The sequence below is a fragment of the Eximiradius proteiniborus genome (assembly GCF_058546985.1).
On record NZ_CM178592.1, the window covers coordinates 107,055 to 122,016 of the forward strand.

A 14,962-nucleotide genomic window follows, 5' to 3' on the forward strand; every position below is an offset into this window, starting at 1 on the left:
GTGTTATTAATAAGAAATGATTTTCTCAATTTTTTCATATACCTTTTTCTCGTTCGGAAGCACATCATCTTCGTAAACTGGTGCATAAGGAATATGGCTGTCTTTTGCTGCAAGGCGTTCAATTGGAGCATCCAACCAGTGAAATGCTTGTTGTGCAACTGTTGCTGCAATTTCGGCTCCAAAACCAGTTGTTAATGTATCTTCGTGAACAATTAATACTTTCCCGGTTTTCTTCACAGAATTAAGCACTAATTCTATATCCCACGGTATAATTGTTCTTAGATCAATTATTTCTATAGTTGAATTGTTGTTTTTCTCGAAATTTTTAGCAGCGTTTATACTATCTTTTACACCCATTCCGTAAGTAACAATTGTTAAATCTTTACCTTCTTTTACTAATTTGCCTTTGCCAAAAGGAACTAAATAATTTGAATCTGGTTCAATTGTTCTTGCAAAAGGTAGTCTATACATTCCTTTATGTTCAAGGAATAATACTGGGTCTTGCAATCGACAGGCTGTTTTCAACAAACCTTTGGCGTCAGCAGCATTGCTTGGATATGCAATCATCAGCCCCGGAATATGTGAGAATATCGATTCAATATTCTGAGAATGGCACAATCCACCGTGTATATACCCACCAACTGCAACTCTTATTACCATCGGACAACTGAATCCCCCGTTCGAACGATAACGAAGCGTTGCTACTTCATTCTTTATTTGCATAAATGCTGGCCAGATGTAATCTCCAAATTGTATTTCCACAACAGGTTTAAATCCACGTACTGCAAGACCCAATGCCACCCCGACAATCGAGGCTTCAGCCAATGGTGAATTGAAAACTCTTTCATCACCAAATTCGTTTGTTAGTCCGCGCGTTGCTGTGAACACACCGCCTTTCGGGTCAGCAATATCTTCGCCGAAAATTAGCATCTTAGGATTAAGTCTCATTTCCTCAGCTAATGCGTGATTGACTGCATCGACAAGCACTATCGGTTGCCCTTCTGTTGGGTCATTTTTTGCATATGGAAGGTTTCTTGTCTCTTCGGGTGCAAAAACGTGCAAAGTAGATTCTTCCGCAATTGGATCAGGTTGCTCCCAAGCCCAGTCAGCTGCTTCGTCAATTTCTTTTTTTACTTCATCCCACAAATTATTTATTTCATCTTCGTTTGATAAATTGAAATCTACCAGATAATTAGCCAAAATTTTGATGCAATCATTTTCCGTATGAATTCGGTTCAACTCGTCTTCTTTCCTGTATTTCCGATGGTCATCGGAGGAAGAATGCGGTAGTAGTCTTTCGACAAGTGCGTGCATAAGCACTGGTCCTCGTCCGCTGTTGATGTATTCAATAGCTTCTTTCGCAGCTTTTACCGAAGCAAGATAGTCAGTTCCATCAAATGTTAGCATTTTCAAATTTTGGTAACAGCAAAATGTATGTCCTACTCCTTCGCCCATTGATTGCTTTTCTTTAGGAACTGAGATAGCATAACCATTATCTTGAATACAAAAAATTACAGGCAATTTATCTCTTGATGCCCAATTTACTGCTTCGTAAAATTCTCCCTGACTTGTTGTTCCTTCTCCCGAAGCAACATATACAATTTCGTTAGTTCCAAGCTTTTTTGAAGCAAGTGCCGTTCCAACTGCATTTAAAAATTGTGTGCCTGTCGGTGAGGATTGAGTCGGTAAATTAAGTTTTGGGTGTCCATAATGTCCGGGCATTTGTCTGCCACCTGTTGCTGGGTCATCTTTCTTGCCGAAAGCCAACAAGAAATAATCCTTTGGAGTAAATCCACGAGAATAAACGAACGCTAAATCTCTATAATAAGTCCATCCCCAAGCTGAGCTATCAAGCTGAAATCCAACAGCAGTTTGAACCGCTTCGTGTCCGCTACCACCAATGTGAAAGTAAGATTTTCCTTGTTTTACAAGTGTAAGATGTTTTTCGTCTGTGTAGCGCGCCATCATCATATTTTTAAGTGCCCTTATCAAATCATTCTTAGTAAGCCCCAGTTCTTGGTATGTATTTTTATCTTTATTCGATATATTAGCACTTTTCGGGGCACAGCAATTCCCATCTCTTCTGGAGCAAGGCGCACTTTTATGAGAGTTTTCAATAGACTTTCTCATTATTTCTTCTGGTGAGTCTTCATTCGAATTTTTTTTGATTGGTTGGGTTTTCTTTGACATATTGTTCTCTGAAATATTAAAAAAAACATTTATATTTACTTAAAATTTTAGCGAAAAATATTATGAAACATTGAAAATGTCTTGGAAAAACATTATTTCTCACGAAAGAAGTAAGAAAATATTGCAAAAGTCTATTCTCGAGAATAAAGTTGCAGGTGCCTATCTTTTCTGGGGGATAGAGGGGATTGGTAAATCAGCTGTTGCTATAGAATTCGCAAAAACCCTTAATTGTCAGAACCCAATAATCAATGAAAATTCTATCTCCGCTTGCGACAATTGTCGTTCTTGTAAGCAGTTCGCAAATTTAACACATCCTAATTTGCATCTGATTTTTTCTCTCCCACCTGCCAAAAACGCTGAGAATACTGATAACACCATTTCAAAACTATCTGATGAACAAATAGAATTAATCAGAGAACAGCTTTTAGCTAAATCCCAAAACATTTATCATAAAATCTCTATTCCAAATGCTACACAGATTAAAATTAATGCTATCCGTGAATTGAAACGCAACTTAACTATGACCTCCAATATTCTCGGTTGGCGTGTCGCTTTAATATTTAATGCTGAAGAAATGACTACAGAAGCAGCCAACGCTTTTCTCAAAACATTAGAAGAGCCTCACGAACGCACTACCATTATACTGATTTCTTCAAAAAAGGAGATGTTACTTCAAACTATTGTGTCTCGATGCCAGCAAGTATATTTCGAGCCAATTCCTGATGCAATAATTGAAAATTATTTAATTGAAAAATACAATATCTCACAAGCTGAAGCCAAAATTATTGCTAATTTTGCTCAGGGGTCTATCAATACCGCAAGAGAATTTTTAGATAGCAACATTTCTGAATATCGGGATAATATTGTTGAAATTTTACGAATTTCTCTGAAAAACACTTATAGAATAGAGCTCTCTGAAAAAATTGAAGAATTAATAAATACAAAAAATAAACAATTTCTTGAAAATTCCTTGCGACTTCTTCAAAATTGGTTTCGCGATTGCTTTGTTTTGCTTACAACCCGTTCTAAGGAACGTATTATTAATTTAGATTTGCTCGATAGGATAATCAAATTTGCTGAATTATTTCCTAATGCCGACTATTTAAAAATTATCAATGAAATTGAACATTCTATCTATCTGATTCGTCGGAATGTAAACCTTCAACTAATTGTATTTTCTCTGTTTTTGAAAATTCGATTGAATTTATTGGCTAAATAGTTATTTTTGCAGAAAAATATCTTTATGCTCAAAAGTATTTATATAAAGAATTTCGCTATTATCGAAGAAATTGTATTAGAATTCAGTAATGGATTGAATATTCTCACCGGCGAAACCGGTGCTGGAAAGTCCATTATTGTTGATGCTATTTCTATCGCTTTTGGTGAACGTGCTTCCGGCGACTTAATTAGAAATGGTTCAAACAAAGCTATTGTAGAGTGTATATTTGATTTATCAAATATCAAAGAAACAATCGACTTGAGTAATTTTGATGAATATATAGAAGGCAGCGATCTGATTATTCGTCGGGAAATTCCGATTAAAGGCAATTCTCGTTGTTTTATCAACGATACGCCGGTCCAAACAAGCAAATTGCGTGAATTATCTGAATTGTTAATCGATTTCCTTGGACAACACGAACACCAAACTTTATTGTATAGCTCCAAACAACTCGAAATATTAGACAATTATGCAGATAACCATTCGCTGATTTCTGAGTATCAGCAGGTTCTGATGGAACTTTCAGAACTTATTTATCATTTGAAAGAATATCATTCCAAAAGAAACGATATTTTTCATAAAAAGGATGAAATTATTGCAAATATTAGCCTTCTGAAAAAAGTTAATCCATTACCTAACGAAGATGAAGAAATTAACTCTAAACTGAAAAAAATAGAAAGTGCTGAATTTTTAAGCTCTTTGGGTAATGAATTGTATAATATAATTTTTGATGGTGATTTCTCTTGCTACCAACAGCTTCATCGTGCGAAGAAAATCGTGGACAACCTTTCTAAATATGATGAAAAATTCAACGAATATGATTCTGAACTAAATTCGATTGCAATTAGTTTAAAAGAATTTTCTGTCTTTGTCAAAAGTTTTTTAGATAGCATTGATTTTAATCCGCTTGAGATTGAACAGCTCAGAGAACGATATGCTGAATTGAAAAAAATCATCCGTCAATTTGGTTCGATTGAAAATGCTATCGATGCTCTTCATACTCTTTGTCAGGAATTGGAACTCATAGATAAATTTGACGAGAAAATTGCTGAAATAAAAGATAAAATTATTGCTAAGTCCAAACAATTAGGCGATTTTGCCAAAAAAATCGATATTCGTAGAAAAGAAAAATCTGATAAATTGTCCGTTGAAATTGTTGAAAAACTCAAAAATCTTGGGATAGAAAAAGCTCAATTCGAAGTTGCTTTCACTCAATCAATTGCCAACAATTTTGATGCTATTTTTGAACAACCTTGTGCAATTATTGACGAAAAATGCTATCAAACATTCTCTAATGGCATTTCTCAATGTGAGTTCCTGATTTCTACAAATCCGGGTTTCGATGTTCATCCGCTTAAGAATGTTGCCTCAGGTGGGGAAATTTCTCGTATTATGCTCGCAATCAAAAGCATTATTGCAAAAGCTGATAATATTCCGCTTCTTATTTTCGATGAAATCGATACCGGAATAAGCGGTAAAATTGCCCAAAAAGTTGCCCAAGAAATGAAAGAACTCTCTAAGCTTCATCAGATTATCGCTATCACTCATCTTCCACAGGTTGCTGCCGCTGGTGATAGAAATTTCATAGTTGAAAAAATTCCTCTGCTCGATGATACAGTAGTCCGTAGCAAAGCATTGAGTTCTGATGAGAAAGTTAAAGAAATTGCCAAAATGCTTAGCGGTGAGAAAATTAGTGAATATGCTATAAAAAACGCTAAAGAATTAATCAAATCGGTTGCCTATGAGTGATTTAAATACTTCAATGATGAGCCTTGATGAACTTCACGAATATCTTGCCGGGAAAGCAAGCCCTCTCGATATTAACAAGATTATCGCAGGCTATGAAATGAGCGAAGAAGCATTCAAAGATTCAACTTTCATCGATGGAACTCCATTTTTCTACCACCTTACTCGTGTTGCTCGGATAATCCTTACCGAACTTGATATTTTTGACGCTGATATTATTGTTGCCGCACTTCTTCACGATTATTCAATTATTTCTAACTATATTTCAAAAGAAATTCTTACATTTAATTTTGGTGCATATCTTACTTACCTTGTTGATTTGCTTTCGCTGGATACAGAGGAAGCCGCTTATATTTCTGAAAATTTTTCTTACGAAGCCAAAATCCCGTTCGATGATTATTTAATAATTAAATTAGCCGAAGAAGTTGATATTTTTCGCAATGGAATACACAATGTAGAACTAAATTTAGTCAGCCGTTTGTGTTTATTAAATGAAAAACTTCTGCCCTTAGCTCGCAGAAGTTCTTCGAAATCAGTTTTCTATTTATGCGAAGAATTAACGAATTTAAAAAAGAAAATCACTAATTAGAAACCTTTACAAGTATTCTTCCAACTTGCTGACCTTTTGCCATTAAATCTATTTCATTTGGTAGTTCTTCCAGTGTTACTTCCTTTACGTTAAAATTATATTCTTCCAAACGATATTCATTGAATATTTTATCCCAAATTTCTAATCTTCTTTTCATCGGTGTTTCTGCTGAGGCAATTCCTACCAGACGCACACCTCGTAATATAAATGGGAATACGTTGGTATTTAATATAGTCCCTTCGACCATACCACAGTTGCAAACAATTCCATATTCTAAAGTAGAACGTAAAATTGTTGCAAGACTATTACCACCAACGTTGTCTAAACTCGCAATCCATTGCTTTGTCAGCAACGGTTTCCCGCTTTTATCGCTAATTTCATCTCTATGTATTATTTCACTTGCTCCTAATTTTCGCAGATAATCTGAAAGATCTGTTTTCCCGGTTGAAGCAACTACTTGGTAACCCATTTTAGCAAGCATTGCTATAGCAAGTGTCCCTACTCCACCAGTAGCACCAGTTACCAATATTTTTCCACTCTCCGGAGTTATTCCGTGTTTCTGAAATTCAAATATTGCAGTTGCAGCAGTAAACCCAGCTGTGCCATAAATCATTGCTTCTTTTGCTGAAATATCTTTAGGTAATGGAACAATCCATTCCTCTGGCACCCTTATATATTCAGCAAAACCTCCCGAAGTGTTCATTCCTAAATCATAGCCTGTAACTACAACTCTATCACCAGCTTGAAACTTGTTTCCTTCAGTTTTGACAACAACCCCGGCAGCATCAATCCCCGGTGTATGTGGATAATTGCGCGTTATTCCTTTGTGTCCGTTTGCAGACAAAGTATCTTTATAATTCAAGGACGAGTATTCAACTTTTATTAAAGTGTCGTGCTTAGGTAAGTCCTCAATATCTCTTAACTCGATATTTTTTGCAACTTGTGTTTCATCAATATATCTGCTAACTAAAGCTTTGAATTTTGTGTCCATTATTAACCTCGAATAAATTTTAATCATTCCCTAAAACGAAAAAATCGCAAAATATTTGATTTTGCGATTTTTTTATTGTTTTTTATCTAATAGATATTAATCGTTGTCCGGCTTGACAATATCAAAATTGATACCTACAGGGCAATGGTCAGAAATTTGTTTTGCAATTTGCTCATCATATTTGTTGTAATGATTCTCGATAAATAAAGATTCTATGAAAACACGATTTTGAGCTGAACTCGATACAACAATGTGATCAATATTGTCCCATTTCTCATTTTTACAACTTCTCTCATTTTCTGTTAAAAATCTAATGTTTTTATTGCTAATCAGCGGAACTAATGCAGATTGTTTTCTTGTCGGATTATCATTGAAATCACCAACTACAATAATATCCTGTTCTTTTGAACTTGTGAGCATACTATCAATCCAGTTAGATAATATTTCAGCTTGCTTCATCCTCGTCTCTATGCTTTTCATTCTTTTTTCTTCTGTATCGTCAAATTTTGATGATGCTTTAAAATGCACTACCATCATTATCCAGTCAAAATTCCCTTTGCGTGCCTGAACTACAAGACCGGGTCTGTTTCTTGACGGGTCAATCGCAATTGGTGAATACTCATAAAAAGTGTCAATAGAGATTGTATTTTTATAAATAAAGCCTACATTTTGATTGCCACTTTTGTCCAAAACAAATCCTCTAAATTCTGGCAAATACTTTAAAATTCGTCCGAGTGCCTCATTGTTTTCAATTTCCTGCAATCCGATAATTTCAAAACCTGTTGAAGCAATTGCGTCAGCTACAAGTTTGTATTCTTCTTCAGTTCGGGGCTTGGTATCCCGAATACCATCACCGAGCCATTCAATATTGAAAGTCCCGATTTTGACTACGCTATCATCAGAAAAATTCTGTCTTGGATTAGATAGACAGGAGGATAAACTTATACTGAAAATCAGTATCGTCAAGAAAAAATGCAATGTTTTCTTCATTATGATATTCCAAAAATTGCTTTAACAATATGTCCGGCGATCTGTGGATTTTCCTTCAACCTGCGAGTTGAATATCCATACCAGTCTTCTCCAAAAGGCACGTATATTCTAACGTTGTGCCCAGCTTTCAGTAATTCATTTCTTCTATATTCCCTCACTCCAAGAAGCATTTGAAACTCATAGCGTGTTTTATCTATGGAATTCTTTTTAATGTAATCTTCAGCAAATTGTATCAGCGGTTCGTCGTGAGTTGCAATTGCTGGATAATAACCGTTCTCGAACATATAAACGAGCAATTCTTTATAGTTGTCTCTGATTTTTTCCTTCTCTTTGTATGCAATTGTTTCAGATTCCACATAAATACCTTTGCAAAGACGCACATTTGGCTTATACTCAGCTAAATTCTTCAAGTCTTCCATACTTCTTTTCATATATGCTTGGATAACAAATCCAAAATTGTCGAAACCTTCCTCACGCAGCATCTTGTATATTTTCAGCGTATTGGTTGTATAAGGTGAATTTTCCATATCAATTCGTACGAAAACCCCCTGTTCTTTGGCGATTTTTCCTAAATACTTGATGTTTTCATAACAAAAATCAAAATCTACATCTAATCCTAACGAAGTTGGTTTAATTGAAAGGTATGTAGGTAAATCGTGCTTTACAATTGCCTCCAGAACTTTGGTGCATTCCTCTCTTTCTTGTAATGCTTTTTCTTTGGAACTGACAAACTCACCCAATACATCAATAGTAGTCATTCCTCCCAATTGAGCGAATTCTTTTGTAACTCGGACCGCATCTTCAAGTGTTTCGCCGGCAATATATTTTTTTGCAAATACATAGACCAAAGACTTTGGTACTAATGGTAAAGTTTTAATAATTAATTCATTAATCATAGTTCCGACCGTAATTTAATTTTGAAATTGATGCTGCAAATTTAATAATTTTTGAATAATGAATGTATAATTATTTTCTTTTAATCAAAAAAATATTTTGAAATATTTAAAATATTTATTATTTATACTCGTTAAATTTAAAAAAATGGGAGGAGTTATCTATGACAGTAGATGGTGTAAAATATCCAGAACCAACTGTACCAGAGAAGCCACAGAATAATGTTCAGATGGAACTGCAAAAGCAAATGCTTAAAGAAGCTACTATGGGAGCTACAAGCATCCAAAACCAAATGCTTCAAATGCTTGTTTCGTCGCAGCAAACTACTCAAAATCCGCAACAAACTGCTCAAAAGCAGCTCGAAAAAGGCTATCTCGATATTAAAGTATAGTTGTTTCGTTTCTTAATTATTAATATTTTTGTGTCATCTATTAAATCAATTCAAACGATTTAGTAGATGACTTTTGTTTTTTTATTCCGAGCTAATTATGAAAAAAATAGTATTTCTTTTCATTCTGTTTTTACTTGTTACTAATGAAGCTGATTCATATCTCAACATTCATTCAAAAAAATTATTGAGCGCCTACCACGAACGTCAGCTTTCAACTCCGGTGCTGTCCAACACTTTGCTTATTCGATACAAACAAGATTACTTCAATTCGAAAAATAAATCCAACTCAAGCAATAATAAATACTATAAAATATTAACTTCTGTTTTGCCTTTTAATGCTAAAATTACAAATAGAAAACATAATTTCTCTCCTGATAAGGTTGCAGAAATTGAACGCTCGGAAGAACCATTACTAAGAACATTTGTCGTCGAGTTCAATTCGCAGGAACATCCGCTTGATTTTGCTGAAAAAATCAAAAAAATTGACCCGCGTATTGAAATTGCAGAACCTTACTATGTCTATCAAACTTTGTCCACTCCAAACGACCCAAGATTTAACGAACAATATTTGTTTGCCAAAATTAAAGCAATTGATGCTTATAATATTTCCACTGGTTCACCTGATGTTGTTATTGCAATTAGTGATAATGGCATTTCACAAAATCATCCTGATCTGATTGATAATATTGCTATTAATGCTTCTGAGGTGCCAGACGATGGAATTGATAATGATGGTAATGGATATATTGATGATTACATTGGATGCAATTTAGCGTGGATGGATGATGGCACTCAACCTGGAAACACTTACCATATCGATTCTCACGGTACAGAAGTTGCTGGGATTGCTTCGGCAACAACTAACAATGGAATTGGAATTGCTGGTGTGGGATATAATTGCAAATTTTTCCCTATCAAATGTTCACCAAATAATAGCTTTGATGGTATTATCTATGGCTATCAGTCTATTATTTACGCTGCAATTCGAGGTTTCAAAGTAATTAATTGTAGCTGGGGTGGAGTAAAACCCTTCTCTGTTATTGAACAATCTATTATTGATTATGCTATTGCCAACGACTTGGCAATTGTTGCCGCTGCTGGAAATATTCGTTCGGGTATTTCTCAATACGAGGATTTCTATCCCGGCGCTTATCGTGGTGTTTTGTCTGTTGGTGAAGTTGACCAAAATGATAATGTTACTTATTTTACCACGTCTCTGTCAGCCGGTGTTAGATTTATGGCACCCGGTAAAGGCAATCTAACTACATCTGGTAATAGCTATGTTTTTGTATCCAATGGAACATCTTATTCATCTCCTGTTGTTGCTGGTGCTTTGGGTGTTGTTCGTGTTCGGTTCCCTGAATTATCGGCTCGTCAAGCTGCCGAGTGGCTTCGCATTAATGGTGATGATATTACAGATATTAACTTCACTAATAGCAAACTTATTCCAAATAGAATAAACCTGTTTAATGCACTTGCTCGCAATCCTTTTTCTTACTGTGCCCTTACTGTTGAAGACTTCTATTTTATGAATTCCAACAACGAAATTGTTGATAGATTTTCTGCCAACGACACTCTTCGATTGGTTCTCAAGCTAAAAAATCATTTAGGTCCTGCCGATAGTGTTTATTTCAATTTATCATTAGGCTATGCATTGCAGGAAAATATTGAGTTTATCAATTCTAATGTTTTCATTCCTAAAATATATGAAAATGAAGAATTGACAATTGACAGCTTTAAGTTTATAATAAATTCTAATTTTAAACAATTAATTATCTTACGCCTTGATATTAGAACGCAAGATGAAAAATATAGAGATTTTGCAAAAATCCCGTTCTATTTTGGGAAAGAAGTTACTACATTGTCGAATAATGTTCTCTGCTTCTCAGTAGGTGATCTGGGAACATTTGGCTATGATAATGATAGAAAAAACGGGGTTGGATTTGAATCATTCTCGCTTGGCAATCATCTCTTTCGTGGTGGATTAATGGCAATTGGAAATTCTGCCTATGCTTTTAGTTCTATTTATGGTCAAGATTTTTCAGGGAACGATTTTACTTCTGTTAAGAAATTTATTAATCCATCTAATGTTGGAATAATAGAAGCAAAAAGAACTATATCTACTGTTTTTAATGAAGTATTGGGAATACAGATTACTTCTGAATTCCTCTTTCCAAATCAAAATCAACCAGTTGTTAAAAATAAATTAACTCTTAAGAATGTTGGAAATATTGCTATATCACAACCTGCAATAGGTTATATCTTCGATTGGGATATTGATCAGAAAGCATCAAAGAACTATGTTGAGTACTTTCCCGATGCCATCCCTCCGAAATATTTAGATAAATCAAATATTTCTGCCGAAATTGCCTATTCCGTTGATAAAAAAACTTACGTTGGTGCTGTTGCTTTTTCTGAGAACCCAAGCACAACTGCCCAGTCTGCCGGATTAAATATGGATGATGTCTATAATCAAGGCGGGCTTAGTCAGTCCCGGCAAGTGCAATTGCTTTCTTCCGGTAATAGTATTCAGACTTCATTGCTTACTGACATCGGTTTTGTTGTTGGGATGAACTTCAATAACACACTGCTTCCGGGTGAACATACTTATTGTTACGTTTGCATTGCAACGGATTCCTCGCGTGAAAGTTTGGCTACTCTGCTTAAAACTTGCGTTGATTCAACATATAATTCAATTGCTGAATTTGATTCATTAAGTGATTTTGATTTGTTTCCAAATCCGGCTTCTCATTTCTTTAAAATATCGAACCCAAAATCTCTTGTTTTCAATCTTAAAATTTATAATTATATTGGTAATCTCGTTTTTGAAAAATCAAATGTTAGCAATAATTCGTTCTTTGATATTTCAAAATTTCAGAACGGTATTTATTTTGTTCACATTTCTTTTGAAAATAATATTTATGTTAAACAGTTAATAATTTCAAAGTGATAATTTTTACTCATAATATATAAGGATTTCATAATGAAAAAATTCAATTTTTTTGTTTTTCTATCGGCATTGCTATTTATTTCTGCTTATGCAAATGCTCAGAACTTTGGATTGTTCTCTCCACCTAACAATGTTAAGTGTGCTCCACCGAATATCCATCTCGCTTGGAATGCTGCTCCCGGCTTTAATTTTTATCGCCTTGTTGTTGCCACAGACACTAATTTAACCAATGTTGTCTTTACCAAAGATAGCATTACAATTCTCTACGATGACGTTGAAAATTTAAACTACTCAACCAAATACTATTGGCGAGTTACTGCTTGGCGATCAATTGATGATTCAATCCGTGTTTCGGAAATCTGGAATTTCACCACCCTTGCCCATCCTGTAACGACTTTGTTTCCAATCGATAGCTCATTTTGCGTAACAAAATCGACAAAGTTCGTTTGGAACAAAGATCCTTATGCTATTAAATATGTTTTACAAATTTCACGTGTCCCTACCTTTGTCGGACCTACTGTAACATTTGATACAATTGCAATTGATACAACTAAGTTTATTACAAATTTGCTTCCAAACACTCGCTATTGGTGGCGTGTTCGCGCTCTATACGGAGATTGTGATGGCTATTGGTCTGCTTCAAAGACTTTTAGGACCGTTCCTTCTCCAATGGTTCTATTAAAACCTGTAAATGCTGCTTTTGGTGTTGATATTTTACCCAATGCTGCTCAATTTAATGTGGATTTTGCTTGGGCAAACGTTGCTGATGCAGATTTTTATCATATTCAGATTACTGATTATATCCAGTCTGATTCTTTGCTATACGAAACTACCGTTAGTAATTCTACTGCTACAATCCAATTGCCCAATTTTAACTACAATAAAACTTATTACTGGCGAGTTCGTGCTCACATTGTAAATGATAGTTTAAATTGCTTTACAGAATTTTCCAACTGGAATAATTTCAAAACACCTTATGCAGCACCTGCTTTGCATACTCCTGCCAACAATGCAACTTGTGTAGATTTCGAACAACCTCTGATTTGGAAAAAAGTACCCGGTGCTTCTTCATACGAAGTAATTGTATCAAGTCAAATTGATTTTGCTGATACTTTGCACTTCGAAACAAATATTTCAGACACTCTTATTGCTTTCCCGTTTGATAGGGAACTATCTGTTTACTACTGGAAAGTTCGAGCAATAGACAATAATAATAATGGTTACTGGTCTGCTCCATTAGCCTTTACTACAAAGTTATTCCCGCCTGATTTCGAATATCCGGTTGATAAAAAAGGTGGCTATCCGCTTACTGTTCATTATGTTTGGAAAAGCAAAGGTACTGGAGCAAAATATAGCTTACAAGTATCCGATAAAGTTGATTTCTCTAATTTAATTGTTGATGTTGATAACCTGACCGAAAGAACTTTCACAGTTTACCACACCGAACATTTCAAATATTACTATTGGCGAGTCCGTGCGGAACTTAACGGCTGCTCAAGCGATTGGTCCAAACCATTTATATTTAGAACAAAACTTCCAGCGCCTGTTCTGCTAACTCCCGAGAATAGTGTTACCAATGTTAATCATACTCCTAATTTTACCTGGACACCTGTTTCAGGTGCAAGTGGCTATGAATTTATGCTCGACACAAAAAGCAATTTCTCAACTGCAATTACACGTACTAATATTCCAACTAATGAATTGCGTCTTGTTCAAACTTTAAATGAAAACACAACCTATTATTGGAAAGTAAGAGCTGTCAACGAAGAAGGAGCAAGCGACTGGTCTACTGTATTTACTTTCACAACCGGATTTTTCCTGCCAGAAACTCCTGTTATTATTTCTCCAGCAAATGAATCCAAGAAACACCCGATAAATGGATTGAAACTCGTTTGGCATTCTGCTTTCAGAGCTCAAACCTATCAGCTTCAAGTTACTAAACTACCTGATTTCACTCAACAACTTGTTGTTAATGTTACTGATTTAATTGATACAACATATATTTTAAATAATTTAGAGAACTATACAGTATATCTGTTTAGAGTTAGAGCTGTAAATCAGGGTGGTCCATCTGATTGGTCTGTTCCTTTTGCTTTCAGAACAATCAATTTGCCCCCGACTACTCCTCCTGATTTAACCATTCCGGCAAATGGTGCATTTAACCAACCTTTAGGTCTGAGAATTAGTTGGTTGCCTGTTCAGCGCGCCGAAGGATACCACGTTCAGGTTGCTACTGATGAAGCATTCCAAAACCTATTCCTTAATGAACCAGAAGTATATCTTACTTACTTCAATCTCTTAAATTTGTCTCCCAAAACTAAATACTATTGGAGAGTTAAAGCTTGGAACGAGGCAGGTGAAGGAGGTTGGTCAGAACCATATAATTTCACAACTATGGATTTAACATCTGTTTCAGATAATCTTTTGAATAAATATAATATGATTGTTTATCCAAATCCTGCAAACAATCAGCTTCAGTTTTCATTTGATTATTCAAAAGATGCTTATGCTAATATTTCTATATTTAATTTGAATGGAATTAAAGTTCTATCAAAAGATAATAATTTTGTTCAAACGGGTACAAACATTGTCAAATTTGACGTAAGCAGTTTACCAAACGGAATGTATTTATGGCAATTGTCCATCGATGGAGAAATTCTATCCGGATATCTTACCATAGCGAGATAATAGTAGCACCAAATAAACAAATGGGCTGATAAATTTTATCAGCCCATTTGTTTTTTGTTTGTGCCCGGAACAGGACTTGAACCTGCACGAGATTACTCTCACTACACCCTGAATGTAGCGCGTCTGCCAATTTCGCCATCCGGGCTACTCCAGCGGTGAGGGTGGGATTCGAACCCACGGTACCCTTGCGGGTACAACGGTTTTCGAGACCGCCCGATTCAACCACTCTCGCACCTCACCATTTAGAACTACAAATTTAGTGATATTTTGCCTTTTTGCCAAAAAATTTATTATTGATGTGTTTATTATATATA

The 14,962-nt window shown here is 35.2% G+C and carries 10 protein-coding genes and 2 tRNA genes; 6 read left to right on the forward strand and 6 right to left on the reverse strand.

Going from position 1 to position 14,962, the window contains the following annotated elements; translation table 11 throughout:
* Positions 1–6: 6 nt before the first annotated feature.
* Positions 7–2,190 (reverse strand): alpha-ketoacid dehydrogenase subunit alpha/beta, encoded by a 2,184-nt coding sequence (locus tag ACY2LT_RS00435; RefSeq protein WP_491815623.1) that lies wholly within the window; start codon positions 2,188–2,190, stop codon positions 7–9.
* 76 nt (positions 2,191–2,266) lie between these two features.
* Here ACY2LT_RS00435 and ACY2LT_RS00440 point away from each other — a divergent pair, with 76 nt between their 5' ends.
* The 3 genes from ACY2LT_RS00440 to ACY2LT_RS00450 are packed head-to-tail and all read left to right on the forward strand — an operon-like array spanning position 2,267 to position 5,744.
* Complete coding sequence (locus ACY2LT_RS00440; protein WP_491815624.1) at positions 2,267–3,409, forward strand: DNA polymerase III subunit; 1,143 nt, start codon at positions 2,267–2,269, stop codon at positions 3,407–3,409.
* A 24-nt stretch (positions 3,410–3,433) separates the two neighbouring features.
* The gene (gene recN, locus ACY2LT_RS00445; protein WP_491815625.1) at positions 3,434–5,158 is read left to right on the forward strand and encodes a DNA repair protein RecN; all 1,725 of its coding nucleotides are present in this window, start codon (positions 3,434–3,436) and stop codon (positions 5,156–5,158) included.
* Entirely contained in the window at positions 5,151–5,744 is a 594-nt protein-coding gene (locus ACY2LT_RS00450) for a hypothetical protein (RefSeq protein ID WP_491815626.1), read from the forward strand. Before recN ends, ACY2LT_RS00450 begins: the two co-directional genes overlap by 8 nt.
* Here the strand turns inward: ACY2LT_RS00450 and ACY2LT_RS00455 are convergent.
* The 3 genes from ACY2LT_RS00455 to ACY2LT_RS00465 all read right to left on the reverse strand — a co-directional run bounded on the left by ACY2LT_RS00455 (position 5,737) and on the right by ACY2LT_RS00465 (position 8,621).
* Complete coding sequence (locus ACY2LT_RS00455) at positions 5,737–6,738, reverse strand: YhdH/YhfP family quinone oxidoreductase (protein WP_491816792.1); 1,002 nt, start codon at positions 6,736–6,738, stop codon at positions 5,737–5,739. The genes ACY2LT_RS00450 and ACY2LT_RS00455 overlap by 8 nt on opposite strands.
* 93 nt (positions 6,739–6,831) lie before the next feature.
* A complete protein-coding gene (locus ACY2LT_RS00460) occupies positions 6,832–7,725 on the reverse strand; it encodes an endonuclease/exonuclease/phosphatase family protein (RefSeq protein WP_491815627.1) in 894 nt (297 codons plus the stop codon).
* Positions 7,725–8,621 (reverse strand): proline dehydrogenase family protein, encoded by an 897-nt coding sequence (locus ACY2LT_RS00465; protein WP_491815628.1) that lies wholly within the window; start codon positions 8,619–8,621, stop codon positions 7,725–7,727. Before ACY2LT_RS00465 ends, ACY2LT_RS00460 begins: the two co-directional genes overlap by 1 nt.
* 161 nt (positions 8,622–8,782) lie before the next feature.
* Here ACY2LT_RS00465 and ACY2LT_RS00470 point away from each other — a divergent pair, with 161 nt between their 5' ends.
* The 3 genes from ACY2LT_RS00470 (at position 8,783) to ACY2LT_RS00480 (ending at position 14,648) form a co-directional block, all read left to right on the forward strand.
* Positions 8,783–9,010 (forward strand): hypothetical protein, encoded by a 228-nt coding sequence (locus tag ACY2LT_RS00470; RefSeq protein WP_491815629.1) that lies wholly within the window; start codon positions 8,783–8,785, stop codon positions 9,008–9,010.
* A gap of 97 nt (positions 9,011–9,107) precedes the next feature.
* A complete protein-coding gene (locus tag ACY2LT_RS00475; protein ID WP_491815630.1) occupies positions 9,108–11,960 on the forward strand; it encodes a S8/S53 family peptidase in 2,853 nt (950 codons plus the stop codon).
* Positions 11,961–11,993: 33 nt separating this feature from the next.
* Positions 11,994–14,648: a glycoside hydrolase family 78 protein gene (locus ACY2LT_RS00480; protein WP_491815631.1), complete on the forward strand. Its 2,655-nt coding sequence runs from the start codon at positions 11,994–11,996 to the stop codon at positions 14,646–14,648.
* A gap of 61 nt (positions 14,649–14,709) precedes the next feature.
* Here the strand turns inward: ACY2LT_RS00480 and ACY2LT_RS00485 are convergent.
* Both ACY2LT_RS00485 and ACY2LT_RS00490 read right to left on the reverse strand, forming a co-directional pair.
* A tRNA-Leu gene (locus tag ACY2LT_RS00485) sits at positions 14,710–14,793 on the reverse strand.
* 8 nt (positions 14,794–14,801) lie between these two features.
* Positions 14,802–14,888 (reverse strand) — tRNA-Ser (locus ACY2LT_RS00490).
* Positions 14,889–14,962: the final 74 nt, after the last annotated feature.

What these genes read in the sequence shown, in the direction of transcription:
- ACY2LT_RS00435 (WP_491815623.1), bottom strand. Translation starts at nt 2,190, where the DNA reads ATGTCAAAGAAAACCCAACCAATCAAAAAAAATTCGAATGAAGACTCA.
- ACY2LT_RS00470 (WP_491815629.1), top strand. Translation starts at nt 8,783, where the DNA reads ATGACAGTAGATGGTGTAAAATATCCAGAACCAACTGTACCAGAGAAG.
- ACY2LT_RS00460 (WP_491815627.1), bottom strand. Translation starts at nt 7,725, where the DNA reads ATGAAGAAAACATTGCATTTTTTCTTGACGATACTGATTTTCAGTATA.
- ACY2LT_RS00450 (WP_491815626.1), top strand. Translation starts at nt 5,151, where the DNA reads ATGAGTGATTTAAATACTTCAATGATGAGCCTTGATGAACTTCACGAA.
- ACY2LT_RS00440 (WP_491815624.1), top strand. Translation starts at nt 2,267, where the DNA reads ATGTCTTGGAAAAACATTATTTCTCACGAAAGAAGTAAGAAAATATTG.
- ACY2LT_RS00480 (WP_491815631.1), top strand. Translation starts at nt 11,994, where the DNA reads ATGAAAAAATTCAATTTTTTTGTTTTTCTATCGGCATTGCTATTTATT.
- ACY2LT_RS00475 (WP_491815630.1), top strand. Translation starts at nt 9,108, where the DNA reads ATGAAAAAAATAGTATTTCTTTTCATTCTGTTTTTACTTGTTACTAAT.
- recN (WP_491815625.1), top strand. Translation starts at nt 3,434, where the DNA reads ATGCTCAAAAGTATTTATATAAAGAATTTCGCTATTATCGAAGAAATT.
- ACY2LT_RS00465 (WP_491815628.1), bottom strand. Translation starts at nt 8,621, where the DNA reads ATGATTAATGAATTAATTATTAAAACTTTACCATTAGTACCAAAGTCT.